Raw genomic sequence first — 26,166 nt, forward strand, 5'->3', positions numbered from 1 at the left:
TGGCTACTTGCCGGTGACGATCTGTTTGACCAGCGCCTCGTGGCCGGCATTGTCGCTGAGGCGGGAAATCACCTGAACGATCGCCATGCGCTTGCTGGACGCGGCCATCAGCGTGGTGTCGAGGGTTTTGCCGCCGCCCTGGGTGGCGGTGCTGTCGATCTGCCGCAGCCCCAGGCCCGTGCCTTTCTGGGTCAGGCTTTTTTCGCTGAGTTTGGTGAAGTCCGGCAGCGCGGCGGCTTGCTCGGTGGCGAAGTTGGACACTGCGGAGTCGAGGAACTGGCCGTCGTTGTCCTTGACGTTTACGCCGCCGGGAATGGTGTTTTCAGCGGCGATCACTACGGTTTTGGTGGTCTGGTTGGTGTACATGGTACCCGTCGCCCCGGCGGTGCCGGTCGCCGCGTCACCGGCGGGCAATGGGGTGGCGATAAAGCCCTTGGGCAAGGTGAACGTGAACTTGCCGCCCAGCATCGACACCTTCTGTGCCGGCGCCTTGTCGCTAGGGGTCGCCTTGGCGGCCTGTGCATTCAACGCGGCGAGACTGGCGACCGCCATCAGCAACAGGACAACGGTTTTTTTACTCAACAATGACATTCGCAATCTCCAGGGATGATCGGCCGATGATCCCACAGAGTCCGGTGCACTCACACTGTGCCGTGCGTGGCCGGGGATGGATTGCGACAACTGGTTCAGCCGCGGTCCTGTCTGTTCCTTCAGCTTTTCGGGCAAGCTACCTACTTGGCCGGCACCCGTGGTACGGCTTAGCGCCTTGCCGGCCCCCCAACCTCAGGCACGGGGTTCGCCGGCTTTGCCAGCAGGCGCCTGGTGACTCCGAGCATGGCCACCGACACCGCGACACCCAGGCCGAAACCGCTCAGGCCCATGCTGGGCAAGGTCAAGGCGAGGACCAGGCAGAACGCGGCAAACGAATACATCCCGGTCGCGGTTGCCCGCAGCAAGGCTGCAGTAAAAGCCGGTCCACGTGTTTGCTGGGAGAACACCGCCATCACGCTGCCCAGGACCGGGAACACCGCGAGCAGGCCGCTCCAGCGCTCGCCGACAGTGCTGGCCAATAGCGTGACGGCCAGGGTCAGCAGGGCACCGGCCGTCATGCGCAACAGTAATTTATCGGACTTCGGAGCCGGGCCTGCAAGGACGGGCTGCACCTTGGGAAACAACCAGGGCGCGGCCAGCAATGCGATCGCGGCAGCGGTCACCGAGAACGTCAACGACGGCGGGATCAAGGACAGCACCACGGCCGCGCAGGCCCAGACCGACAGCGAAATGACCAGCGTCCACGGCCATCCCGTCCGTTGTGCGACCTGGGCATAGGTCACGCAGAAGGCAATCATGGCGAACATCGCGGACAGCGCAGCGGTCGCCGATTGAGCGGCAAACACCTGGCCTTGCTCGATGGCGAGGAAAAACAGAATCGGCCCGACCACCACCGGCAACCCCGACAGCCAACCGGCGACGCTAGGTCCCCAGCGTTTGCCCGCGAGGGAAATCAGCAAGAGAAATCCGGGAATTACCAGCAGTTTGAGCAGCAGCACGCACGCATCTCCGACCTGAGGGAGAAGTAACGTTAGCATCGTCGAGGAAGGATTGCTTTATATATGGGGTAATATTGTATACAAAGTTGGATATGCAAGGGCCGTGATCTCGCCACGGATCCCTGTAGGAGCTGGCTTGCCAGCGAATGCGGTGGATCAGCTGCATTGATGTTGCCTGACACTCCGCCTTCGCTGGCAAGCCAGCTCCTACAGGGGTGCGGGTTGACAGCCCGGTAAATGGGGGAGACCCGGTGCGACATAAGTCGCACCGGGGGTGTTGCCAGGCTGCGACGGTTCTTCGTGGGCCCCCGCGCAGTCTGTTGAACGCTTTACGCCCGCTCGATCGCCAGTGCCACGCCCTGGCCACCACCGATGCACAGGGTGGCGAGGCCTTTCTTGGCGTCACGCTTGATCATTTCATGCAGCAAGGTCACCAGCACCCGGCAACCCGAGGCACCGATCGGGTGACCCAGGGCGATGGCGCCGCCGTTGACGTTGACCTTGTCCAGGTCCCATTCCAGGTCCTTGGCCACTGCCAGGGATTGCGCGGCGAAGGCTTCGTTGGCCTCAACCAACTCAAGCTGATCGATCGACCAGCCGGCCTTGTCCAGGCAGCGGCGAGTGGCCGAGACCGGGCCGATGCCCATGATGGCCGGGTCGACGCCCGCGTTGGCGTAGGCGGCAATTTTCGCCAGCACTGGCAAACCCAGGGCCTTGGCTTTTTCCGCGCTCATCAGGATCACGGCAGCGGCCCCGTCGTTCAGGGACGAAGCGTTGCCGGCCGTCACCGAACCGTCCTTCTTGAAGGCGGCCTTGAGCTTGCCCAGGGCTTCGGCGGTGGTGCCGGCCCGTGGCTGTTCATCAGTGGCGAACGACAGCGGATCACCCTTGCGCTGGGGAATCAGGATCGGCGTGATCTCATCGGCAAAACGCCCGGCTTCGATGGCGGCCGTGGCTTTCTGCTGGGAGGCGGCGGCGAAAGCATCCTGTTGCTCGCGGGTCAGGCTGTATTTTTGCGCCAGGTTCTCGGCGGTGATGCCCATGTGGTAATCGTTGAACGCATCCCACAGGCCGTCGCTGATCATGGTGTCGACGATTTGCGCGTTGCCCATGCGCAGGCCGGTGCGCGCACCGGGCATGACGTAGTTGGACAGGCTCATGTTTTCCTGGCCGCCGGCAATGATCACCTCGGCATCGCCGCAGCGAATGGCCTGGGTGGCCAGGTGCAGGGCCTTGAGGCCCGAGCCGCAGACCTTGTTCAAGGTCATCGCCGGCACGGTAAACGGCAGGCCGGCCTTGATCGCGGATTGGCGCGCAGGGTTCTGCCCGGCGCCGGCGGTCAATACCTGGCCCATGATCACTTCATCGACTTCGGTAACGTCCAGGCCGGTTTGCGCCAGCAACTGACGGATCACCGCAGCGCCCAGGTCAACGGCGGACACAGTGGCCAGCGAACCCTGGAAACTGCCGATGGCAGTACGGGTGGCGGCGACAATGACGACTTCTTGCATGGAAGGATTCCTCACTGGGCAGCGAACTGCATTTCCGGAACGTGGTCCGGCACGATCAGTTTACCAGCGGTTTTGGCGACGATTTCTTCAACGCTGACACCCGGCGCACGTTCCTTGAGGATGAACGCGCCGTTTTCGATTTCCAGGTAGGCCAGGTCGGTCAGCACGCGCTTGATGCAACCGGCGCCGGTCAGCGGCAGGCTGCAGTGGTCCAACAGCTTGGACTCACCATCCTTGGACGCGTGGGTCATGATGACGATGATGTTGTCTGCGCCGGCCACCAGGTCCATCGCGCCGCCCATGCCTTTGATCAGCTTGCCGGGGATCATCCACGAGGCGATGTTGCCTTGCACGTCTACTTCAAAGGCACCCAGCACGGTCAGGTCGACATGACCACCGCGAATCATCGCGAACGACTCGGCGGAGGAAAAGATCGAAGCGCCGATGCGCGCGGTCACGGTTTGCTTGCCGGCGTTGATCATGTCGGCATCGATGGTTTCTTCAGTAGGGAAGGGACCCATGCCGAGCAGGCCGTTTTCCGACTGCAGCATGACTTCCATGCCTTCGGGGATGTAGTTGGCGACCAGGGTCGGGATGCCGATGCCCAGGTTCACGTAAAAGCCGTCCTGCATTTCGCGGGCGACGCGTTGAGCCATTTGTTCGCGGGAAAGTGCCATTGTTGTTATTCCTTCATTCGGTCCGGGGGCAGGGGTTCACTTACGCACGGTGCGCTGTTCGATGCGCTTTTCGAACGTGCCGCAAATGACCCGGTCGACGTAGATGCCAGGGGTGTGGATCTGCGCCGGGTCCAGCTCGCCGGGCTCGACGATTTCTTCGACTTCGACCACGGTGATCTTGCCGGCGGTAGCGGCCAGCGGATTGAAGTTCTGGGCGGTGTGGCGATAGATCACGTTACCGAAATGGTCGGCTTTCCAGCCTTTGACGATGGCGAAGTCACCGGTGATGGATTCTTCCATCAGGTACTGGCGGCCATGGAATTCGCGCACTTCCTTGCCTTCGGCAACCGGGGTGCCGACGCCGGTGGCAGTGAAGAAAGCGGGGATGCCGGCACCGCCTGCACGCATTTTTTCGGCGAGGGTGCCTTGGGGGGTCAGGACGACTTCGATTTCGCCTTTGAGCAGTTGGTCTTCGAACAGTTTGTTCTCGCCGACATAGGACGCCACCACCTTGCGAATCTGCCGGTCTTCCAGCAGCACGCCGAGGCCGAAACCGTCGACGCCGCAGTTGTTGGAAACCACGGTGAGGTCGCGAGTGCCTTTGCGCTTGATCTCGTTGATCAGGTTTTCCGGGATCCCGCACAGGCCGAAGCCGCCGGCGATCACGGTCATGCCGTCTTCAAGGCCTGCCAAAGCTTCTTCGTAGGAACTCACGCGTTTGTCGAAACCTGCCATATGCACCTCTTTTATTCTTTATGGGCGGCTGGCTAGCCGAATGGGATGGAGTGTCGCGCTGCTGGATTTATTTGTTAAGTTGATTTTTAGGGTAGATTAATAGATAAAACTCACTAATCTGAAGGGGCTGGCTTGCCAGCGAAGACGTCGTCTTGAGCGCTGCAAGACTTCAGGCCGCCTTCGCTGGCAAGCCAGCTCCTACAGGGGATGCGTATTACGTTGGAGACCGTTCATGACAGTCAAGCAGATCCGCGCCTTCCTCGCCGTGGCCCAGAGCCTGAGTTTTGCCGTGGCCTGCGAGCGTTTGCACCTGTCGCAATCGGCGTTGAGCCTGACCATCAAGGCGCTGGAGGAGGGCCTGGGCGGGCGTTTGTTCACCCGCAACACGCGCAATGTGGCGTTGACCCCGGAAGGCGAGTCGCTGGTGCCGCTGGCGCGGCGACTGATTGCCGACTGGGACAATGCCGAGGATGAACTGCGCCAGCGTTTCACCCTGCAGCGCGGTCGCGTGACCCTCGCGGCCATGCCTTCGTTTGCCGGTAATCTGCTGCCACCGATCCTCAAGACGTTCCGCGCAAGGTATCCCAAGGTCAATGTCACCGTGAATGACGTGATCAACGAGCAAGTGCTGGAAATGGTGCGTGACCGGCAGGTGGAACTGGGGGTGGCGTTTGAGCCGACGCAGAGTTCTTCATTGGAATTCACGCCGTTGTACATGGACCGTTTTGTGGCGGTGGTGCCCCATGATTCCGCGTTGGCGGAACTAGGCGACATCGACTGGCAGACCTTGCTCAAGGAGCCGTTCATTACCTTGCAGCGACCGTCGACGGTGCGGGTGATGCTGGAAGAACACTTGCAGGCTCGGGGCATGAAATTGCCGGTGGAGTTTGAAAGCCATCAGTTGGCGACGGTCGGAAGGATGGTCGCCAGCGGGCTGGGTGTCAGCGCGGTGCCAGCGCTGTGCGCCGGGCAGATGCGCGAACTGGGCGCGCGGTGTATTACCTTGCGCGATCCGGTGGTAGAGCGGGCGATCGGGGTGTTGACCAAACCGGGAGGGGAACTGTCGGCGGCGGCGCAGGCGTTGTTCGATATCCTGAAAGAAGAAAACCTGGGCGAGCAGGTTTCCGTGAGCTGATCACAACCCCCTGTAGGAGCTGGCTTGCCAGCGAAGGCGGAGTGTCAGGCAACATCAATATAGCTGACCCACCGCATTCGCTGGCAAGCCAGCTCCTACAGGGTTTTGGGGGCAATCAGGATGAGAGGTGTTGAGCCAGTAAGGGCAGCAATTGCTCACACGACCCCTCAATCTTCAAATCCAGGATGTCATCCGCCCGAGTCTTCCCCAAATTAATCGCAATCAACGGCTTCCCCTGATCCGCCACCGCCCGGCACAACCGAAACGCCGAATACGCCATCAACGAAGACCCCACCACCAACAACCCCGCAGCCTTTTCGACCGCCGCCATCGCTTTGGCCGCCGTCACCTGCGCCACATTCTCGCCAAAAAACACCACATCCGGCTTCATCCGCTCACCCGCGCAATGCGGGCAATGCGGCACCTGAAACCGCGCCTCAAACGCCGCATCCAGCAGCGTGTCGCCATCCGGGGCTTGCACTGCATCCACCCCTGCCAGATACGGATTCTGCGCTTCCATCAACTGCTGGATCGAATCCCGTTCGCTGCGTTTTCCGCAGTCCAGGCACCGCACCCGGTGCAGGCTGCCGTGGAGTTCGATGACGTCATGGCTGCCGGCCTGGTCGTGCAGGGTGTCGACGTTTTGAGTGATCAGCCCGCTGATCTGCTGCGAGCTTTGCAAACTGGCCAAGGCCTCGTGGGCCACGTTCGGCTGGGCCTGGCGCACCCGCGGCCAACCGAGCATCGCCCGCGCCCAATAGCGGCGCCGGGATTCGGGGGCCGAGAGGAATTCCTGGTACATCATCGGTTGCCGGCCACGCCTCACGCCCTGGTTGTCGCGGTAATCCGGAATGCCCGACGGGGTGCTGATGCCCGCGCCGGTCAGGACCACAAATGGCTGGTCGGCCATCCAGCGGCAGAGCTTGTCCAATTCGTAATCGGTGAACATAAGCGCACTCCAGAGACAAAAATATAAAATCTGTTGGACAGCCGAGGGCTCACTGAAGGTTATGGAAAGATTAAAGTATCGATATCCTCACCTAAAGCGAGCATTTGAGATTTCCAGTCTTTCGGGAAACGCTGGATATCAGTTAATAACTGAGAGCTGAACGGTGAAAGGGCAATGCAGCGTGCATCGGCGTCCGGTGGAAGCAGATCGCATTGCTTGTCGATAGACCATTTAAGTTCGAACCCTCCATCATCGATTGCATTGAATAATCGGGTGGCCGGGCAGGGCAATGCTGATAGTTCCAGTAACGACTGGTGGAGCTGCTCTAGGTTGCTATTACACTGATTGTATGCGTAGATAAATGTCGAAAAATTGGATACGGCGACGTCATTGAAGTCGGTTCCTTTATAGGGGTCGAAAATATCCCACCATGTTAGAACGATTTTCAGTATTTTTTTGATCTCGGACGCTTTTGTCGAGGGGAAGATGTCCTTTATTTTCCAGTTACCACTTTCTATAGACTGCTGTGTTGAAAGAAGTTGATTGGCAGCCTTTTGGTAGTTTACGCGTTGCATGGTGAAGTTTTTGTGTTGGTGATTGGTTCGGAAACGATCAAATACCGTCTTTACTTCACACAATAAAAGAGTGTTCGTAGTATTATTGAAAATTGCAATGTCAATATCGCCGATATTCTTTTTTACCCGGCAGGTCGTAATTTCGATGTCTTGGGATTTTTTTAGCTTGCCTGCGAGGTAATCTGATACTTTGGCGGCCTGTGAACCAATGGTGTTGTTCCAGTGCTCGGGAGATCTCTTCATTAATATGGCGAGAAGTGTCAGGTTTGGATGAATGACGCTATACGCAAATGGCCACCACATATACCAATCGCCAATTTTTACAAACGGTACGGATAGACCCCATTCCAATGCTTCCTCCAAAGTTGGAACAAGTTTTTTCAGTAGGCTTTGAACCCTCACCTTTGAGCACTTGGTAAGTTTGTATTGTTTATTTAGCGTCAGTACGATATTTACAAGGTCGTCTTCCTTGAACCAGAATCGATTGACTCTTTGCTGTATGAAAGGTCCAAGTATCTGAAATATAATAAGTTCCTCTTCTGTGAGTTCAAGTTTTTGCAGGAAGTCCATCCATTCTTTCGCAGTTCCTGCGGTGATGGGTTTTAGATCAGTTAGCTTCATTTGGAGTGCTATACCAACAAAGTCACTGTCCTTTCCTGGGTGCTTTAAGAATTTCCTGATGGTATTGGAGCTCGAAAGAAAATCGGCTTTAACAGACAATAAATGCAGAGCTGTTCGCTGACTGGCCGGTGATAGTTCGATTTTATAAGCTGAGTCTGCGTGCCGTGTTACGTGCCATATACCCTCTTCAGCAGAGGTTTTATCGTGAAGCATCATTAGGCGATCACTTTCATAAGTGAAAACATGTTTCGCTTGATCGTCCAGTTTTAAGGCTTCATCAAAAAACGGCTGAAAATCTGAAATTGGATGAGCATGGCTTTGGGAGATGGTAACAAGTAAAGCTCGAAAATTTACTCCGTGATCAGGTGATGAGTATTTTTGAATGTTGTCAACTATTCCGTTGCCCTTTTTGACGGCAGCCGAGAGAAGCATGGGGATCCAGTATCCTGGCGCAGGAAGTTGGGTATAAACCTTTTCCCTGTTATTGCTGTACATGGTTTCAATTTCTGTAATTTGCGAAGAATACTCTTTGTTAGCGTTCAATATGATGTTCCTTTTCATTTTGTGAACAATGAGCGTTGTCAGCCTTTGGGTGGTGAAGCAGATTGAGTTTAAACTGCTCTGATACTAACGTATTGAACATGAAAGTCGGAATTACGGATAAAAAATATTATCTGAGTTTTAGCGATTTTTGCAGACGGGTGAGGGCCCTCACCCGCCTAAACAGCTTGGAAATTACTTGCGCGCCTCCAGAATCAGGTTGAACGGCGTTTCCGTCGCCCGCCGGAACGTCTTGAAGCCCGCCTCGGTGAAGACCTTGCGCAACCGCGCCTCGCCCGCCTGGGCACCGAGGCCGAGCCCGACTTCCTGGGACAGCGAGTTCGGGGTGCAGATGAAGGTCGAGGCGGCGTAGAACAAGCGGCCAACCGGGGTGATGTTGTCGTCGAGCGAGTCGTTGGCGAACGGTTCCACCAGCAGTACCGTGCCGTCCGGTTTCAGCGACTCATAGGCATGCCGCGCCGCGCCCACCGGGTCGCCCATGTCATGCAGGCAGTCGAAGTAGCAGACCAGGTCATAGTCATCGCCGGGGTAGCTTTTTGCCGTGCCCTGGAAGAACCGCGCACGACCGGACACGCCGCCTTCTTCCGCGCGCTGGGTGGCCACGGTGACGGAGGGCGCGTGGTAGTCGAACCCGACGAACCGCGAATCCGGGAACGCCTGGGCCATGATCACGGTGGAAGCACCGTGGCCGCAGCCGATGTCCGCTACCTTGGCGCCCGCTTCCAGTTTGGCGACCACGCCTTCGAGTGCCGGCAGCCATTCGGCGATCAAATGCGCTTTATAGCCAGGCCGGAAGAACCGCTCCGTGCCGCTGAACATGCACGGATGGTGATCGCCCCAGGCGAGGGCGCCGTTGCCGCGCATGGCGTTGACCAGTTTGTCCTTGTCATGGAAAAACGACGCGACCACCCCGATACCGCCCGCCACATAGACCGGCGAGTCTTCGTTCGCCAGCGCGAGGGCTTGCTCTTCGGGCAGGCGGAACTGACCGTCGCTGTGTTCCATGTACCCGGAGGCAGCGTGGGCACTGAGCCATTCACGTAGCAAGCGAGTGTTGCAGCCGGTCTTTTCGGCGAGTGCTTCAGGGGTGATTGGCTGGCTGTCGGCCATGGCCCGGTAAAGTCCGAGTTCTTCGCCGAGGATGACATTGGCCAGCATCGCCGCGCCGCCCATGTCGTTTACCAGTTTACCCATGAAATCATTAAGTCGGGCCTCGTCCATCATGTGTGCTCCTGTGGTGGATCACGGTCCAGAGGCGAGGTTTTTCGAGGCGTTCAGCCCTGGGCTGTGGTCGTGGGAATGATCAGGACGATGAGTACGTCCTGCGTGCACTAAGTTTAGTCCGGGGGCCGTGCAGCGTTGGCTTCAGCGACGAAAGTGCCTGCGAGCCAAATCTCCGTGATCCACGCCGGTCCCTGTGGGAGCGAGCCTGCTCGCGAAAGCGGTGGGTCAGGCAACATTCTGGTCGACTGGACTACCGCTTTCGCGAGCAGGCTCGCTCCCACAAGGGGTCGGGGTGTCGCTTGACGAAACGAAAACCCGCGGCGCCTTCCTTCGTGGTACCGAATGTATCCCACTGTATCCAACCCTCTCCTCGATACAGTACCTCCCATTCCGGGGTGCGGCAGAACACAGTCCCGATACACCCCCGCGATCAACTGTGGTTCCGTTCGGCAACCTTGAGATCGACACCATGCACACCCCCCTCACATCAGCGAAGGCCAGCGTCGGGCTTGGCCTGCGTCGCGGATTAATGAAAGACCTGCAAGCGGCGCCGATGGGCGACTTCGACTTTCTGGAAGTCGCGCCAGAGAACTGGATCGGCATCGGTGGCGCCCATGGCCATGCGTTGCGGGCCCTGGCCGAGCGCTATCCGTTGTCCTGTCACGGCTTGTCCCTGTCACTGGGCGGGCCAGCGCCACTGGACGTCGGTTTTCTGCAAGAGGTTCGGGTTTTTCTCGATCACTACAAGGTGCCGCTGTACAGCGAACACCTGAGCTACTGCAGCGATGACGGCCACCTTTACGACCTGCTGCCGTTGCCGTTTACCGAAGAAGCGGTGCATCACGTGGCCGCGCGGATTCGTCAGGCCCAGGACATCCTCGGCCGGCGCCTGGCTGTAGAAAACGTCTCTTATTACGCCGCGCCCCAGCAGGACATGGACGAGGTGACGTTTACCAACGCGGTGCTACGCGAAGCCGATTGCGACCTGTTGCTGGACGTCAACAATGTGTACGTCAATTCGATCAATCACGATTTCGATCCCCAGGCCTTTCTCGCCGGTATCGACTCGGACCGCGTGGTGGCGATGCACGTGGCCGGGCACTTCGATGAGTCCGACTCCTTGAAAATCGATACCCACGGCGCGTCGGTCAAACCGGTGGTCTGGTCGTTGCTGGCCCAGGCTTACAGCCGGTTCGGCGCGCAGCCAACCTTGCTGGAACGGGATTTCAATTTCCCTGCGTTCTCGGAGCTGGTGGCCGAATTGCAGACTATCCGCCGCCTGCAGGCCGTGGAGGTGAACCGTGGATAAGCACTCGCTGCATCAGCAGCAAACGACGATGGGGCTTTACCTGCGCGATCCCGAGCATTGCCCGCCACCGGCCGGGATGGACGTGGCGAGGGCCGGGGTATACCGCGAGCTGGTTTTCTCGAACCTGTCATCGTTGCTCAGCGGGACCTTTCCGGTGCTGATCAAGGTGCTTGGCGATGAGCATTGGGGGTCCCTGGTGCGGACCTTCCTGCGGGACCACCGGGCGCGCACGCCGAAATTCGGCGAAATCGCCGAGGAATTTGTCGAGTTCCTCGGTTCTGAAGCGCACGCCTTGACTGCAGGGCCGTGGCCGCCGTTCATGGTCGAACTGGCGCATTACGAATGGATCGAGATGGCACTGCAACAGTCCGAAGCCGAGCCCTTGCCGGCCAGCGATGCCGGGTTGCTGCTGGATCGCCCGTTGCAGGTTTCGCCGCTGGCCTGGCCCTTGGCCTATGCCTGGCCAGTCCAGTTGGTCGGACCCGATCATCGACCTGAAGCGCCACCGGTTCAGCCGACGCTGCTGTTGGTGCGCCGGAGCGAGGACTGGAGCGTGAAGTTTTCCGAACTGAGCCCGTTGGCATGGCGGTTGTTGCAGCGGATCGGCGAGTTTCCGGAGCTCAGTGGCCGCGCGCAGCTGGAAGGGCTGGCGGTGGAGGCGGGAGTCGCCGGGTCGCCTGCGTTCATCGACAGTGGGCTGGCATTGTTGCGGCAAATGCATGGGGAAGGGGTGGTGGGCGTCATCGCCTAGGGCGCAATCGCCCAATCACCACCAATCAATTGTAGGAGCTAGCTTGCTAGCGATGGCCGTCAACGATAACGCTGTAAGCCTGACACCCCGTGGTGTGCTTGAGTTTATCGCGAGCAAGCTCGCTCCTACATTAGGACTTTTCAACGCCCCGCTTTATTACCCGGCAACCTGAGCTCCGCGCACAAACCACCGCCTTCACGATGACTCAAGGTCAACGAGCCCCCGAGCGCCAACGCCAATTGCTGCGCAATCGCCAAGCCCAACCCGGTGCCGCCGGTGCTGCGGTTGCGTGAATTTTCCACGCGGTAGAACGGCTCCATCACATGGGCCAGTTCCTCTTCGGCAATCCCGGGCCCACGGTCCATCACCTTCACCGACAAACTGCCGTCTGCCGTCGATGCCACCCATAACTCGGCGGCACCGGCGAACTTCAGTGCGTTGTCCGTCAGGTTCACCAGCACCCGGCGCAGGGCATGGGGCCGGGTGTTGATCACCGCGTCGCTTTTGCCGCTCAGCTGCACGTCCTTGCCCATGTCCTGGTAATCGAACACCAGGCTGTCGAGGAAAGAATCCAGGTCGGTGCGACGACTCTCCTCCGTGGAGCCGTGCACGCTGCGGGCATAGGCCACGCCTTCGCGCACCAGGTGTTCCATCTCGCCGAGGTCGTTCCACAGTTTGTCTTTTTCGCTGGAATCGTCCATGAATTCGGCGCGCAGTTTCATGCGGGTGATCGGGGTTTGCAGGTCGTGGGAGATCGCCGCCAGCAGCTGCATGCGTTCCTTGAGGTAGGCGGCGATGCGCGCCTGCATGGCGTTGAACGCCTTGGCGGCATGGGCGACTTCGGTCGGACCTTTCTCGTCCAGGTGTACCGCGTGGGTGTTGGGGTCCAGGGTCTCCACCGCCTGGGCGAGGCGGGTGAGAGGGCGGATGGCGATTCTCACGGCCAGCCAGGTGCAGGCGATCATCAGCGCCAGTTGGCCCAGCAACACCATGGGCAACCACGGCGACAACGGCAGCATCGCCGGTCGCACATCGATGGTCACCGGGCTGCCGTCAGCCAGCTTCAGGTGGACCTGGAAGTGTTTTATCGGCCCGGGAATGTCGGTAACGGTCATCGGGTAATCCATGCCGATGGCGTCCTTGATCGAGGTCACCGCGATCGGGGTATCGCTCATGGGCATGCCCGGTGAGCCCTCGTCCAGCAAATAGCGATAATTGCGCCGCTCCAGTTGCTTCAGCCAGCTGGCACGTTCTTCGGCCGGCAAGCGGTCGAGGATGGCGATGGAGGTCGATACGTCGGTTTCCAGATTGCCCAGCATGGTGTTTTTCGCGCTTTCGTAACGCTCGTAATACTGCGCGCCGAAGGACAAGGCCTGCGCGAGGATCAGGCCGATCAGAAAAATCAGCGACAACCGCGAGGCGAGGGTGCGGGGCCAACGTATCGCCAGGTTCATGATGGCGCACCCAGCACTTCCACCGGCAGGGAAAATACATAACCTTCGCTGCGCACGGTCTTGATGTAGGCCGGCTCCCGTGCGTCGTCCAGCAAGCGCTGACGCAGGCGACTGACCAGCAAGTCGATGGACCGGTCGAACAGGTCGGCGTCGCGGCCCTGGGTCAGGTTCAGCAACTGGTCGCGATTGAGCACTCGCTGCGGATGATCGAGGAACACCCGCAGCAGCCGGTATTCGGCGCCACTGAGCGCAACCATGGTGCCGTCATCATCGAGCAGGTGCCGTGCGGAAGTGTCCAGGCGCCAGCGGCCGAAGGCCAGCAATCGCCCGCTTTCGGTGACCACCAGGTTGGGCGGCAGCATCCGCGTGCGGCGCAGTACGGCGTTGATGCGGGCGAGCAGTTCACGGGCGGCGAACGGCTTGACCAGGTAATCGTCGGCGCCCATTTCCAGGCCGATGATACGGTCGGTTTCATCATTGCGCGCGGTGAGCATCAATACCGGAGTGGCCCTGTGTTTGCCGGCGCGCAATTCCCGGCAGAGCATCAGGCCATCGTCGCCGGGCATCATGATGTCGAGCACGATCAGGTCCACCGGCGTGGATTCGAGAAAGGCGCGCATTTGCCGCCCGTCCGCCACGACCGTGGTGCGAAGGCCGTTCTTCTTCAGGTAGTTGCCTACCAACTCTCGAATCTCGCGGTCATCGTCCACGATGAGAATGTGATCGACGTGTTCCATGGGGCCAGGCCTCTGCAGATGGGGGATGTTGCGCAGTCTATCGAGCCTTGGTGCGCCTGCCCGCAACCCTTTGTATTGCAGTGTATCTGGTGTAGCAGCGGATACATGCAGACGCAAAAACACTGTTTTTCTGCGGTTTTGTATCGCTGTGTATCAGGGGGCGGCTCTGATACGTATCGATTTACACGCGCCTGTTTTCGACACAGACGAGATACCTCGCGGGCTTCTAATGAGTTCCATCGGGGCAAGCCAGAACGCCTCGGCCCAACCAACGATTGACCCATCGAAGCCTTGAGGAAACCACCATGAACACCAAAGCCGTCGTCGCCGCCTGCCTGTTTGCCGCCCTGAACATCTGCACCCTGTCGGCCCGTGCCGAAGCGCAGGTCACCCCTGAAACCTACACCTACGGCACGCACCTGGACATCAAGAAGGTGATCTCGATGAAACAGGACGCCGCGCCTTCCTGCGGGATTGTAAATGCGCAGCTGACCTATCTGGACTCCGGGAATAAAACCCAGGTCCTGGATTACCGCAAGTTTGCTGACGGCTGCAACGACGACAACTGAGTCCCTCGCTGGCCGATTGCCCAATCCCTTTGCAACAGGAAGAACATCATGAACAACCTATCGCGCTTTTTGACCGCTGTTGCCTTCTCCCTGGCTGGCGCTGCCGCCCATGCCAACGCCGTCGTGGAACAAGGCAGTTGTGGCAGCAGCACCTGCTTCCAGCTGACGCCGGTGGCGAAGCAGGGCGCCGATGCCTTGCTGGCACAGGATGGTTCCGGCCGTACGCCGCAGGGGCAACTGCTGGATAACCAGACTGCCTGAATCAACACGGTTCCCCCCTGTAGGAGCTGGCTTGCCAGCGAAGACGGCGGCACATTCAACATAGATGTGACTGACAGACCGCTTTCGCTGGCAAGCCAGCTCCTACAGGGGCCAGCTTTGCGGCGAAGACGGCGGCACATCCGACATTGATGTGACTGATAGACCGCTTTCGCTGGCAAGCCAGCTCCTACAGGGGCCAGCTTTGCGGCGAAGACGGCGGCACATCCGACATTGATGTGACTGACAGACCGCTTTCGCTGGCAAGCCAGCTCCTACAGGGGCCAGCTTTGCGGCGAAGACGGCGGCACATTCAACATAGATGTGACTGACAGATCGCTTTCGCTGGCAAGCCAGCTCCTACAGGGGCCAGCTTTGCGGCGAAGACGGCGGCACATTCAACATAGATGTGACTGACAGATCGCTTTCGCTGGCAAGCCAGCTCCTACAGGGGGATGTGTGTGAATCGCCACCCTCGTCTATTCAAGGTGATCCCATGTTACTCATCGCATTCCTGGGCGGCATATTGACCGTCCTCAGTCCCTGCATCCTGCCGGTCGTGCCGTTCCTGTTCGCCGGGGTCGACCGCACGCGGTCCTCGATTCTGCTCACCCTCGGGGGCATGGTCCTGACCTTCGCCCTGATCTCCAGCCTGGCGGTGGTCAGCAGCGAGTGGGTGGTGCAAGCCAGCAGCACCGGTCGCCACGTCGCCCTGATGGTGATGGCGTTGTTCGCCCTGTCGCTGATTTCCGCCCGTGTCGGCGGCTGGCTGGCGCGTCCGTTCGTCGTGCTCGGCAATCGCCTCGACCCCGACACCCGCAAGATGTCCGGCCCGCTGGGCTCGGTCATGATCGGCGTCGCCACCGGCCTGCTGTGGGCGCCGTGCGCCGGGCCGATCCTCGGCGTCATCCTCACCGGCGCCATGCTGCAAGGCGCCAATGCCCAGACCAGTCTGTTGCTGGTGGCGTACGGCCTGGGCAGTGCGTTGTCCCTGGGCACCCTGATCTTCGCCGGTCGCGGCCTGGTCAATCGCTTGAAAGGGTCAATCCCGGTCACCGGTTGGCTGCGTCGTGGTGCCGGTGTGGCCGTGCTGGCCGCCGCGGCGGTGATCTCCACCGGCGCCGACAAGACATTGCTGGCCGGCACCTCGTCCGAAGGCCTCGGCAGCCTCGAGAAAGGTGTGCTGGAGACCGTACCGAAAGTGGTCGATTACTTCGTCAGCAAGGTCAAGGCCGACTCGTCGATGGATAACGCCCAAGGTGCCATGCCATCCCTCTCCGGCGCAGTCGAATGGCTCAACTCGCCAGCGCTGACCAACGAATCCCTTAAGGGTAAAGTGGTACTGGTGGATTTCTGGACCTATGACTGCATCAACTGTCAGCACACCCTGCCGTACGTGAAGGACTGGGCGAAGAAATACGAGAAGGATGGCCTGGTGGTGATCGGCGTCCATACACCCGAATACGGCTTCGAACGCATCATCGCCAACGTCAAGGATCAGGTGAAGAAGCTCGGCATCACCTATCCGGTGGCGATCGACAACAACTACGCGATCTGGCGCAACTTCGACAACCAGTACTGGCCCGCTCACTACCTGATCGACGCCAAGGGCCAGGTGCGTTTCACCCACTTCGGCGAAGGCCGCTACGAGACCCAGGAGAAAATGATCCAGCAGTTGCTGGAAGAGGCCAAGGCCGACGCCAAAGCCCCCGCTGCAGCGTAAATCCAAAAGCGTGACGCAGAGCGTCACTGGAGGCGTTACCACGCAGAGCGTGGGAACGATCATGGAGGAGGGTGCCGATCGTTCCCACGCTCTGCGTGGGAATGCTGCTCGGGACGCTCCGCGTCCCTTGGATCAATGGCTCACAGGCTGCGCACCGTGGGCCATTGGTTTTTTCTCCTGACTGCGTCGCCACGCCGCCGGGGGCGCGCCGAACTCACGACGAAATGCCCGACTGAACGCTGTATCGGTCTGGTAACCCACTTCCTCGGCAATCCGCATCAATGAACTGTTACTGCTGCGTAACAGGTTCGCCGCCAGCAACATCCGCCACTGCGTCAGGTACTGCATCGGCGAAATCCCTACCAGTAGCTGAAAGCGTTCCGCCAACACCGATCTTGAGGTGCCGGCGGTGCGCGCCAGCTCTTCCAGCGTCCAGGCATGACAGGGTTTATTGTGCAGCGCGTTCAGGGCGGCGCCGACGATCCGGTCGTTCACGCCCGCCAGCCAACCGGTCCGGCCTTCGCCCTGTTCGTGCATGTACAGGCGCAACACCTCGATGAACAACACCTCGGCCAGCTTGGCCAGGACACCTTCGCCACCAGCGCGCGGCGAGCGAGCTTCGGCCAGCGCGTAACGCACCGAGGATTCCAGCCAGATCCCGGCATTCGAACCCCGTACGTTGACCTTCACTATGGGCGGCAGCCCGGTCAGCAGCATGCCCGCCAGCCGTGTGTCGCACGCCAGATAGCCGCACACCAGGCGCGTGACCGCGCCACCTCCGCCATAACTCAACTGCCGGGGACGGCGCGCCAGCACCACATCCAGTCGGGAGCCGGTGGCGGGCGGGAGTCCCGGCCTGGAGCTCATGCGATGGGCGTCTCCCTGGGGAAACACCACCACGTCGCCAGCCGTCAGCAGAAGGGGCGGATCGGCACCCAGCTCGACGTAACATTCGCCTTCGGTGATCAAGTGGAAGATCACCACACGTTCGGCGCCGGGTTCCAAAAAGGGCGCTGCGGTGTCGGCACTGGGCGACTGGTAGCACCAGGGTGCGGTGAACCTGGCATTGATGAAGATCGCGCCGACCAGGCGGACGACGCGCAAGGTCTGGGACAGGGCGTCCATGAGGGTTTTTCCCCTGTGCTCGGGTGCCGCTTTTCAAGGGTGAGTCTGATTGTGAGCCTGTCGCGACAGAAGGTGAAATCTCCGGACGATCGGACAGGGTTGGCCGACGATCGGGCAGGACGCCGACGATCCCCGGCGCGATAGTTGGCACACAGGGTTAGCCGACCCTGTCATCAATAACAAGAATGAGAGGTTGCCATGCCGAAGTTCGTCATAGAACGCGAAATCCCAGGCGCTGGAACACTGTCAGAACGGGATCTGAAAGCCATCTCGCAAAAGTCGCGCAAGGTCTTGCGCGACTTGCCAGAGGTGCAATGGCTGCAGAGTTACGTCACCGGCGACAAGATCTACTGCGTGTACATCGCGCCGAATGAGGAGCTCATCCGGGAGCATGCCAGGCAGGGTGGATTCCCCGCCAACAGCGTATCCCAGGTCATGAACATCATCGATCCCACGACGGCGGAGTAATCGAACGCCCGTTGCTGGTCCGTTGTTCCAACCCGCCAGAGACAGTCTCCATGAGTACACCCATTGATCTTACTGCCCTAAAAAACCGTCAGATGGCCGCTTGGGCCAGCGGCGACTATGCTGTGATCGGTACCAAATTGCAGATCGTCGGCGAGGAACTTGCCGAAGCCTGCGACCTGCTCTGCGACGAACGCGTGCTCGACGTCGCCGCCGGCAATGGCAATGCGACGCTGGCCGCCGCACGCCGTGGTTGCGAGGTTACCTCCACCGACTACGTGGCGGCGCTGCTCGAGCGCGGCGAAGACCGGTCCAGGGCAGAACGCCTGGAAGTGACGTTCCAGGTAGCCGATGCCGAGGCATTGCCTTTCGAGGACGCCAGCTTCGATGCCGTACTGTCGACCTTTGGTGTGATGTTTACGCCGGACCAGCCCAAGGCCGCCGCGGAACTGGCGCGGGTCTGTCGTCCTGGCGGCCGGATCGGCCTGGCCAACTGGACGCCCGAAGGCTTCGTCGGCCAGATGTTCAAGACCCTGGGCCGGCATATGCCGCCACCGCCGGGGGCGCAACCGCCTTCGAACTGGGGCACCGAGGCGTGGCTGCACGCGCAATTCGATGAGCGCGACTTTCTGCTGCAGGTGACGCGCAAGCACTTCAACTTCCGCTACCGCTCGGCCGCGCATTTCATCGACACGTTCCGCACCTGGTACGGCCCGGTCCACAAGGCGTTCGGGGCACTGCCCCCGGAAGGCGCCCAGGCCTTTGAAAAAGACCTGACCGAGCTGCTGAACAGCTTGAACCGGGCGGGAGACAAGTCGCTGGTGGTGCCGAGTGAGTACCTCGAGGTGGTGATCACCCGGCGTTGAACCTGGTTAGCACGGACAAATGTAGGAGCTGGCTTGCCAGCGAAAGCGGTGTGCCAGTCGATACATGTGTTGGCTGATAGACCGCCTTCGCTGGCAAGCCAGCTCCTACACGGGGCCGGGTGCATCGCAGCTATTCATCCAGCCGCTCGGTATACACCACCCACACACTGCACGGCATTTTGTACAGCAGGTGCTCCACCGTGCTGCCGATCAGCCGGCCCAGCCCGCGATGGCCGACCCGCCCCATGACAATCACATCGGTGTCATAGGCCTCGGCAAAGCGGATCAGGACCTTGCCTGGACTGCCCATGATCATGTGCCGCTGTTCCGGCGAAATGCCGTTGCGCTCGGCCAGTTCGTGGAAGGCATCTTCCTGGTAGTCGTACAGGGTCTTGGCCTTGCCCGACGAGAAAAACGCTGATCCGTTGTCGAAGCCGAACTCGTCCGCGCTGATCGAGGAAAGGTCGTAGGCATACACCACGTCGAGCTCGGCATTGCAGGCGCTGGCCAGTTTCGCCGCTTCATGCAGGATCCGGTCGTTGAAGGTCTTGTAGTGATCGTCGCGATGGAACGGATCGACCGCGGCGACGATCTTGCGGGGCAAGGCGTGCACCGCGTGGCTGATGAAGTGTAAAGGCACCGGACACTCACGCAGCAAATGCACATCGAGCGGGGTGAACATCAGCCGCGACCACAGCGATTCATGCTCCAGCGCCTTGATCAGCACGTCCATCGGCTGCTCCTTGAGGTGCAGCAGGATTTCCTCCAGCGGGCGTTCGACCCAGGCGACCTCGGTGGTGACGTGGACACCGATCTTGCGCAGGGGACGGGCCTGTTCCTCCAGCCACAGCCGATGGCGGTCGACGTAACCCAGGCGCATCTGCTCCAGGGCCTTTTCGTTGACCAGACTGGCAGTCGCCAGCCCCTCCAGATAATCGAAAGCGACGATGTGCAACGCCGCATCCTCGGCCTTGGCCAGCGCGGCGGCGCGGTCGAACGCGGGGCTGTGTTCCATCAGGGGCGAGGCGACCAGCATGAATCGTGATTGCTCAGACATGACAAACCTCCCGTGGGTTGACGAGCAGGTGCCGGCACCGCTGTAACGACCAGGGGTTGCGACCTTGCCGCCCGATGTGCAGTCATTTCATAGCCATTCAATTCCCTAAGTATTGACCATGATCAGCCTTCCGTACGTCAACCTGGTGCTGGCTGCGGTTTGTGCTGAACGCATGCGTTGTCGTTGCGAGTACTCCGCAGGTTCAAGCTCGACGGTATCAAGGCGACGCTTGAGCTGTTTTCGCATTGGGGCGACGGGTAATGAAGGTGGTGATTGCACCTTGAGCACCTGACCGCACGGTCAATGGGAGTTTTCGAGCTAAACGAGGCTGCGACCTTTCGACTATAAACTTAAAAACAAAACCAAAAAATCGCCGCTTCTTTGCACTTTGCAGTCCCTACACGTTTCTACAGGGGTGAAGTTACGGCACGAGTGGTATCACGTATTGTGATGAATCGTTTTTTACGCATCGCAAAGATCTTGAATGCTTCTTCACGCACACCGTACGAGAAGACGTAGATCTAGTTGTAGTTAGTCTGTCAGCCCAGAATTAACCTCAGTGAGGCATTGTTGGCCTGCCAACATAATATTATTGGGTGCTCGTCCGAAATTAAGTTAAGTGGAATCAGAGACTTAGTTGGTTGTAAGAGGATTCTGTTGAGTAAAAAGAAAATTCCTACAGATTTACAAGAATTGTCCTGCCTCTAAAAATTTGATTTTTTTTGTTGCGTTGTTAGTCTTCCGATTAAGCGAGGTTGGCTGGCTGTGCATGATCATGATGTGAGTTTGACTTTTGTCAGAGATTGGGTTTTTGACGACCAATAAGCGAGGTTGAAAAAATGAACGCTATTATTCTGGAAGACACAACTTTACGTGACGGCGAGCAGTCGCCAGGCGTGGCATTTTCTAAGGAAAGGAAAATTGCAATATTCTCCTCCTTGATTGAAGCAGGAATTAAGTGGATTGAGGTTGGCATTCCGGCCATGGGTGGAGATGAGCTAGACACTATAGAAACGTTGCTTGAGCGTAAAAACGAGGGGATGTTAGTAGCGTGGAACCGTGGCGTAAAAAATGACGTTATTCAATCTTTGAAGCTGGGATTTGATGCTATTCATATTGGTCTTCCGACGTCTAATAACCATTTGGGTGATAACCTAAAAAAAGACAGGACGTGGCTGCTAAAAACAGCTTCTGAATTGATAAAGTTAGCCAAGGATAGTGGCGTTTTTGTGTCAGTCAGCGCTGAAGATGTAGGCAGGTCAGAGCTCAGTTTTGTTGAAGAGTACGCCGCCCATGTTGCCGAGTCTGGAGCTGATAGAATCCGGCTTTCAGATACTGTAGGAATATTAACACCTGAACGGTATGGTGCAATTGTAGGACGCGTAAAGCGTGCATCAGGAATAGCAGTGCAATGTCATGCGCATAATGATTTTGGTCTTGCTACGGCAAATACGTTAGCGGGAATTCAGGCAGGAGCTACATTTTTTCATGCTACCGTGAATGGTATTGGTGAACGCGCTGGTATGCCCGATCTCGCTCAATGCGTATTGGCATTGAAGATTTTATACAATATAGATTTAGGTGTCGATGAAACCAAGCTTATATCCTTAAGTCAAGTTGTTGCACAAGCTACCCGTGTTAAGTGTTATCCATGGCAACCTATTATAGGAGAAAATGTATTTGCTCATGAGTCAGGCATACATGCGGATGGTATATTAAAAAATAATACTAGTTTTGAACCGTTTCTGCCAGAGCTTGTCGGTGGCGTCCGTCGCATTGTAATTGGTAAGCACTCCGGGCGTGCAGCTCTCAAGTATGTTCTTCAGTCACTAGGTGTGATGTTCACGGATAGTGAGTTGATTGAATGTCTGCGATTGACGCGTGCATTGTCTATTAAAATCGAAAGGGGATTAAGGGATGAGGAGTTGTTAGGTGTTGTAGCCGCTGTCAGACAGGGCTCTTGCTTTAATAAATAATCTTGTGAATAGAGGGTGCAATTATGTTGGTAGATACCCATGTCCACTTATTAACATCAAAAACATCCAGGCCTGACTGGGGTGAAATAGCTTACACGTTCTTTGCTGCGAGAGAAAAAAATATTGATGTGTTATGCCTTACAGAGCATAGGGATGCTGTAGGGTTTGAAGAGCTATATTTAGAATTATTTAGTGAGAATAGATTTGGTGGGGAGGTCAAGCCAAATGGAACGTTAACGTTGTCGTCCGGAATTACTATTAGTCCAGGTGCTGAGGTTTCGTTGTCTGGAGGAGGGGATATGGGCGTCCATGCTGATTTAAGTACAGTGATGGGTTTTGATCGGCGAAAAAATTCATATACCGCGGCAGAGCTTCTTAAATTGCTAAGTGAAGGTGGCAGTGGTTATGTTTCTGTAGCGCATCATCTGTTACTTGACGGTAAATGGTGGAGGGATTTTGAGCAGGTGATAGGCCATGTAGACGCAATTGAAGTGCCTGGAAAACAAGCGACATCTATGGTCAGTTATTTAGAACTCGCGAATAGGTATTCAAAAGGCCAGTTGAGTGGTAGCGACGCTCATACCTGGGTTCAATTAGGTGCGGGATTAACATTGATTAAAGAAGGCGAAATGACGCATGGGGGTGAAAGACTATTTGATGTTTTTGAGTTAAAGAAGCTTGTTGTTGAGCATGAAACGGTTCCGTGTGTAAGTGACGTGGCCGATGAGTTAATAAAAATATCTAAAATTTACAAGGCGCGGTCTACTTGGGTGCATAGTTTGGGAGAAGGATATGAGTATTAAGATTGGTATTGCGAAGATTGAAGAGTTGGCTGCCAGTAGGAAAATGTCTGTTGACGAGGTTTTGAGAGCAATAAATGCAGTGCGTACAGAATATGTCGTGATCGATTCCATGAGTGAGTTACAAAAACTTGCCGATGTTTTAATAATTCCCATGGACGAGGTCCTCCGTGGTCTGCGCAGCGACCTAACAAACGGGGTGAAAATTTTTAAACGCAACGAAGGTTTTCGCAAGGTAAGCAGTAGGGATGGAAAAAAGTATTATACGTACCAGCATCTTGCTACTACAAATAGCGCTCCAGAACTAATGGCATTGAAAGTTACTTTGCACTGTGGAAGTTTAGAGGATGTTGTGCTGAATGAAGGGCACTCTTCTCGAGAGGTTGTATATGTATTAAAAGGAGCCGTACGAGTTGACTGGGGGGATGGTGTTGAGGCTGAAAGGCAAGCTGAAGTTTTACTGGAGGGAGATTCAATTTATATAAGTCCAAATGTACCGCATAGTTTTATGGCGCTTGAAGGTAGTTCGGAAATACTAGCATTTAACTACAGCTTGCCTTGAGTTATGGAACTTTGTTAAAGGGTGGCAATTATGATCAATGTCTCTGTGATAGGTGCAGGCGTTCTCGGTGAAGCCCTGATTGAACGTCTATTGAATTGTGGATTCAGTGTCTCGGCATATAATCGGACTAAGCATAAACTGGAAAAATTGATATTGAAGGGGGTTAGGCCGATTGAAAGTCTGGACAAGGCTTTTGTTTGTGAGCAAAAAATATGGATTTTATGTTTACGAGATGAAAAAAGTATTCGTGAGGTTTTTTCATGCGAGAAGATAATAGAGGCCTTAAAGCTTAACAAGTTTTTAATAATTAACACAAGCACGATCGGCCCGAAGGGGTCAGCAAAACTGGAGGGTTTTTTTAAAGAATTCAACGTAGAGTATATAGAGTTGCCTGTCTCTGGAGGAATTGAAGGTGCCCTTTCAGGGCAGCTGGTTGGTTACATTGGTAATTATCCGAAGTATCTAAGGCGGGAATTTGATTTCGTTTTGCGAGCGCTACTTAAAGGTCACTGTTTGATGCAGTCTAACCAAGCTGCTCAAGCGATGAAGGTTGTTAATAATTATTGTGAGTCGATAAATCTGGTAGTTGCTGCAGAAGCGTTATTGCTAGCAGAGACATATGGAATTTCTAAAGAGGTAATTGGGGGGTCGTTAGGTTTAGGTAGAGGGCGATCAGTGTATCTTGAGCTTTTATTGGAAAGATACATGAGTATGAAGTGTTGTATTTCAGTACCCTTGGAAATAAGGATTAAAGATCTTGAGCTGGCCGGTGAGTTGTTTCACGAGCTAAGTATCAAAAGTAGGTTTTATGATGATGCACTTGAATTATACAAGAAGACATTGTGTTCTAGTTCCTTGGCTTTAGATCAGATGGATTGTTTCGCTTTTTTGTCAAGTAGCGTTAAGCGAGGTGCTAGATGAAATTTTCTTGTTCGTCATGTCTTGGCAGTAATAAGCACTGCGAGCTTTGTGCCTTGCTAAGCCTAGATCATTATGCAAAAGCGAGAGGAACTAAAGTTTGTTTGCCTGATTTTACCGGGCCCATAGCGAGACAGGCTCCTCAAATATTTTATGGCAGTGTTTTTCCTAATAGAAAAGGCCGATTGAGCTATCAGTGTGAAAGTAAAAAAGAACCTATCAGAGCTTATCAAGGGGCTAGTGACTTTTTCTTGGGGCCAGGTGAAGAATTAAGAGTTTCAGAAAATCTGGATCTGGATTTTGAACCGGAGTTGGCAGTCATCACTGATGCTGTACCGGCGGGGGTTTCAGTGGCTGAAGCAGAGTATCATATAAAACTATTGACTGGCTGTAATGATTTTACTTACAGGAAGCTTGTAAGCTCAGATAGAGAATCGGGTTTTGGTTTTATTCAGTCTAAACCGTTAACAAGTTTTTGTGGTTTTGGAGTATTACCCAGTTCGAATAAAACTATGTGGAATAAAGGGATGCCGATTCTAGGGGTGAAAATAGCAATAAATGGCGAAATTTTTTCCGATATTTCAACGTTTGATATGTTGTACAGCTTTCCAGAGCTTGTCGCATATTGTGCTAAGACGCGTGATTTGCCCGCAGGAACTATTATTACCTCGGGAGCTGTTTCGACGTGCGAAATAGATTCACTAAGCGATGGCTGTATCGCAGAGAAACAGATGCGCGAAAAAATAGAGGGCCAAAACCTCGATTTGGTTTTTTTAAAGGCCGGGGATTTTGTTAAGATTGATTTTTATATCTTGGATGATATTGAAGAGTTGCCCCAAAAGTCTTTGTTCGGGACTCTCGGAAACAGAGTGGTCGCGCGATGAAATCTAAAAAGGATGTTGCTGTATACTTTAGCCTACTCCTAAGTACAGCTAATATCTTAGGTTCGTCCGGGTTGATGGTTTGGATTGACCACACGATACAATTAAAGGATATAGGGCTGTCGGCATACTACCCCCTGGTTTCTTATTTGTTAGGTTTGTCTTTTGGGTGTTGTCTTGTAGGGCTAATAAGTGCAAAAGATTTAAGGGTTGTCTCTAATGAGTTTTTTTTAGTTTCTTTGGTTTTTGCTTTTTGTATCTGCGTTACTTTGTCAATGGGTGAAGATGGTTTTTATAATTGGTTCGGCTTGTTCTTAAGGTTTTTGTGGGGCTGGACAAGTGGATGTACTGTAATTTTAGGTAGATCAATGCTAGCCTCGTCGGAACGAAGTAGTTATGCACAGAAAAATTTCTCAATCCTGAGTTTAGCTCTCGCAACTCTCCCTCTAATAGTTCCAATGCTGTTTGCATTTCTTGGATTTTATCAACGCTCAACATCCGCTATTTGTGCTTCGTTGATATATGCAATTACGATAATCTTTTTTTTGTTGAGTGATGTGCGCATAGGCGTTGGTGATTCATGGCTCGTCGCTAACGATCGGGATTCGCAAGTCGGTGTTGGGAGTTGCATAAGTCTTATAGTTTTAAATGTTTGCTTCTTTTTGACTTTGATGCTGGTTCCAATGGTGAGGGTTCTGAGTTTTCCAGATACTTCGTTAGTGTATTTGTATTTGATAGTGCTATGTTTATGGATATTTTTTGGTTGGTTGGCAGTGAGGTATTGTCAATATATTTCAGTTAGGTTGAGGTTGAGAACGGGGTATATACTTCAGTCAATAATGCTGGCGTGTTGTTGTTGGATGCTTTTTTGGGGTGATTATTTCATTTTTGTTTTTTTGATATTTTTGATATTTTTATCTAGCATGTTGATTCAGCCAATATTGTTTTCGTTGCTGGGTCGGCACTCTAGAGGCAAGTTGTTGCTATTTGGTGTTCAGTCTGGGTTATATATTTTCATTGTATGCGTGGTGTTGATGGCCGCCGTTTTTTTTGTATTTTCCATAAAAGCAATTATTTGGCTTCTGTCAGGTTTTATTGTGTTGTCGCTTACTTGCTTTAATTTGTTTTTAACTAATAATCAAAAAACGAATGTTTGATTGTTGATAAGTTTAGCTTT

25 protein-coding genes are annotated in these 26,166 nt (G+C 55.7%); 13 read left to right on the forward strand and 12 right to left on the reverse strand.

What is annotated here, in order from left to right; translation table 11 throughout:
* Positions 1-3: 3 nt before the first annotated feature.
* From F8N96_RS20630 to F8N96_RS20650, 5 genes are all read right to left on the reverse strand, one after another.
* On the reverse strand, positions 4-591 hold the full coding sequence (locus F8N96_RS20630; protein WP_150799379.1) for a hypothetical protein: 588 nt from the start codon (positions 589-591) through the stop codon (positions 4-6).
* Positions 592-758: 167 nt separating this feature from the next.
* Entirely contained in the window at positions 759-1,550 is a 792-nt protein-coding gene (locus tag F8N96_RS20635; RefSeq protein ID WP_150799380.1) for a hypothetical protein, read from the reverse strand.
* A gap of 329 nt (positions 1,551-1,879) precedes the next feature.
* On the reverse strand, positions 1,880-3,061 hold the full coding sequence (locus F8N96_RS20640) for an acetyl-CoA C-acetyltransferase (protein WP_150799381.1): 1,182 nt from the start codon (positions 3,059-3,061) through the stop codon (positions 1,880-1,882).
* An 11-nt stretch (positions 3,062-3,072) separates the two neighbouring features.
* Positions 3,073-3,738, reverse strand: a complete 666-nt coding sequence (locus tag F8N96_RS20645) for a CoA transferase subunit B (protein ID WP_150799382.1) — start codon at positions 3,736-3,738, stop codon at positions 3,073-3,075.
* A 36-nt stretch (positions 3,739-3,774) separates the two neighbouring features.
* Positions 3,775-4,473: a CoA transferase subunit A gene (locus F8N96_RS20650; protein ID WP_150799383.1), complete on the reverse strand. Its 699-nt coding sequence runs from the start codon at positions 4,471-4,473 to the stop codon at positions 3,775-3,777.
* Between the two features lie 232 nt (positions 4,474-4,705).
* Here F8N96_RS20650 and F8N96_RS20655 point away from each other — a divergent pair, with 232 nt between their 5' ends.
* Positions 4,706-5,608, forward strand: coding sequence for a LysR family transcriptional regulator (locus F8N96_RS20655; protein ID WP_150799384.1), 903 nt, complete (start codon positions 4,706-4,708; stop codon positions 5,606-5,608).
* Between the two features lie 115 nt (positions 5,609-5,723).
* Here the strand turns inward: F8N96_RS20655 and F8N96_RS20660 are convergent, their stop codons facing one another.
* The 3 genes from F8N96_RS20660 to F8N96_RS20670 form a co-directional block, all read right to left on the reverse strand.
* Positions 5,724-6,557 (reverse strand): NAD-dependent protein deacetylase, encoded by an 834-nt coding sequence (locus F8N96_RS20660; RefSeq protein WP_150799385.1) that lies wholly within the window; start codon positions 6,555-6,557, stop codon positions 5,724-5,726.
* Positions 6,558-6,616: 59 nt separating this feature from the next.
* Positions 6,617-8,296, reverse strand: coding sequence for a hypothetical protein (locus tag F8N96_RS20665; protein ID WP_150799386.1), 1,680 nt, complete (start codon positions 8,294-8,296; stop codon positions 6,617-6,619).
* 192 nt (positions 8,297-8,488) lie between these two features.
* Complete coding sequence (locus tag F8N96_RS20670; protein ID WP_150799460.1) at positions 8,489-9,535, reverse strand: class I SAM-dependent methyltransferase; 1,047 nt, start codon at positions 9,533-9,535, stop codon at positions 8,489-8,491.
* A 472-nt stretch (positions 9,536-10,007) separates the two neighbouring features.
* Between F8N96_RS20670 and F8N96_RS20675 the strand changes: the two genes are divergently transcribed.
* Together F8N96_RS20675 and F8N96_RS20680 are read left to right on the forward strand one after the other, a co-directional pair.
* Positions 10,008-10,847, forward strand: a complete 840-nt coding sequence (locus F8N96_RS20675; RefSeq protein WP_150799387.1) for a DUF692 domain-containing protein — start codon at positions 10,008-10,010, stop codon at positions 10,845-10,847.
* On the forward strand, positions 10,840-11,598 hold the full coding sequence (locus tag F8N96_RS20680; RefSeq protein WP_150799388.1) for a DUF2063 domain-containing protein: 759 nt from the start codon (positions 10,840-10,842) through the stop codon (positions 11,596-11,598). The genes F8N96_RS20675 and F8N96_RS20680 overlap by 8 nt, the downstream gene beginning before the upstream one ends.
* Before the next feature lie 140 nt (positions 11,599-11,738).
* Here the strand turns inward: F8N96_RS20680 and F8N96_RS20685 are convergent, their stop codons facing one another.
* Both F8N96_RS20685 and F8N96_RS20690 read right to left on the reverse strand, forming a co-directional pair.
* Positions 11,739-13,052: an ATP-binding protein gene (locus F8N96_RS20685; protein ID WP_150799389.1), complete on the reverse strand. Its 1,314-nt coding sequence runs from the start codon at positions 13,050-13,052 to the stop codon at positions 11,739-11,741.
* Positions 13,049-13,789, reverse strand: a complete 741-nt coding sequence (locus F8N96_RS20690) for a response regulator (protein WP_064678328.1) — start codon at positions 13,787-13,789, stop codon at positions 13,049-13,051. Before F8N96_RS20690 ends, F8N96_RS20685 begins: the two co-directional genes overlap by 4 nt.
* A 305-nt stretch (positions 13,790-14,094) precedes the next feature.
* Between F8N96_RS20690 and F8N96_RS20695 the strand changes: the two genes are divergently transcribed.
* The 3 genes from F8N96_RS20695 to F8N96_RS20705 all read left to right on the forward strand — a co-directional run bounded on the left by F8N96_RS20695 (position 14,095) and on the right by F8N96_RS20705 (position 16,339).
* Complete coding sequence (locus tag F8N96_RS20695) at positions 14,095-14,358, forward strand: DUF2790 domain-containing protein (protein WP_150799390.1); 264 nt, start codon at positions 14,095-14,097, stop codon at positions 14,356-14,358.
* 48 nt (positions 14,359-14,406) lie between these two features.
* Positions 14,407-14,619: a hypothetical protein gene (locus tag F8N96_RS20700; RefSeq protein ID WP_150799391.1), complete on the forward strand. Its 213-nt coding sequence runs from the start codon at positions 14,407-14,409 to the stop codon at positions 14,617-14,619.
* Between the two features lie 493 nt (positions 14,620-15,112).
* On the forward strand, positions 15,113-16,339 hold the full coding sequence (locus tag F8N96_RS20705) for a cytochrome c biogenesis protein DipZ (RefSeq protein WP_150799392.1): 1,227 nt from the start codon (positions 15,113-15,115) through the stop codon (positions 16,337-16,339).
* Positions 16,340-16,471: 132 nt separating this feature from the next.
* Here the strand turns inward: F8N96_RS20705 and F8N96_RS20710 are convergent, their stop codons facing one another.
* Positions 16,472-17,464, reverse strand: coding sequence for an AraC family transcriptional regulator (locus F8N96_RS20710; protein ID WP_150799393.1), 993 nt, complete (start codon positions 17,462-17,464; stop codon positions 16,472-16,474).
* A gap of 198 nt (positions 17,465-17,662) precedes the next feature.
* Here F8N96_RS20710 and F8N96_RS20715 point away from each other — a divergent pair, with 198 nt between their 5' ends.
* Together F8N96_RS20715 and F8N96_RS20720 are read left to right on the forward strand one after the other, a co-directional pair.
* Positions 17,663-17,932, forward strand: coding sequence for a DUF4242 domain-containing protein (locus F8N96_RS20715; protein ID WP_064678323.1), 270 nt, complete (start codon positions 17,663-17,665; stop codon positions 17,930-17,932).
* A gap of 50 nt (positions 17,933-17,982) precedes the next feature.
* Positions 17,983-18,795, forward strand: a complete 813-nt coding sequence (locus F8N96_RS20720; protein ID WP_150799394.1) for a class I SAM-dependent methyltransferase — start codon at positions 17,983-17,985, stop codon at positions 18,793-18,795.
* A gap of 130 nt (positions 18,796-18,925) precedes the next feature.
* Here the strand turns inward: F8N96_RS20720 and F8N96_RS20725 are convergent, their stop codons facing one another.
* Positions 18,926-19,852 carry a universal stress protein gene (locus F8N96_RS20725; protein WP_150799395.1) on the reverse strand — a complete coding sequence of 309 codons (927 nt, stop codon included), beginning with the start codon at positions 19,850-19,852 and terminating at the stop codon, positions 18,926-18,928.
* 839 nt (positions 19,853-20,691) lie between these two features.
* On the opposite strand from F8N96_RS20725, the gene F8N96_RS20730 reads away from it, so the two are divergent.
* Genes F8N96_RS20730 through F8N96_RS20750 form a run of 5 tightly spaced genes read left to right on the forward strand, consistent with a single transcriptional unit; the run spans position 20,692 to position 24,992 of the window.
* The gene (locus F8N96_RS20730; RefSeq protein ID WP_150799396.1) at positions 20,692-21,828 is read left to right on the forward strand and encodes a hypothetical protein; all 1,137 of its coding nucleotides are present in this window, start codon (positions 20,692-20,694) and stop codon (positions 21,826-21,828) included.
* A gap of 23 nt (positions 21,829-21,851) precedes the next feature.
* On the forward strand, positions 21,852-22,631 hold the full coding sequence (locus F8N96_RS20735; protein ID WP_150799397.1) for a PHP domain-containing protein: 780 nt from the start codon (positions 21,852-21,854) through the stop codon (positions 22,629-22,631).
* Entirely contained in the window at positions 22,621-23,190 is a 570-nt protein-coding gene (locus F8N96_RS20740; protein ID WP_150799398.1) for a cupin domain-containing protein, read from the forward strand. The genes F8N96_RS20735 and F8N96_RS20740 overlap by 11 nt, the downstream gene beginning before the upstream one ends.
* Before the next feature lie 30 nt (positions 23,191-23,220).
* Positions 23,221-24,111, forward strand: coding sequence for an NAD(P)-dependent oxidoreductase (locus F8N96_RS20745; protein ID WP_150799399.1), 891 nt, complete (start codon positions 23,221-23,223; stop codon positions 24,109-24,111).
* On the forward strand, positions 24,108-24,992 hold the full coding sequence (locus F8N96_RS20750; protein WP_150799400.1) for a fumarylacetoacetate hydrolase family protein: 885 nt from the start codon (positions 24,108-24,110) through the stop codon (positions 24,990-24,992). The genes F8N96_RS20745 and F8N96_RS20750 overlap by 4 nt, the downstream gene beginning before the upstream one ends.
* Positions 24,993-26,166 lie beyond the last annotated feature (1,174 nt).

This window comes from Pseudomonas fluorescens (assembly GCF_902497855.1).
GTDB classification, from domain to species: domain Bacteria; phylum Pseudomonadota; class Gammaproteobacteria; order Pseudomonadales; family Pseudomonadaceae; genus Aquipseudomonas; species Aquipseudomonas fluorescens_BI.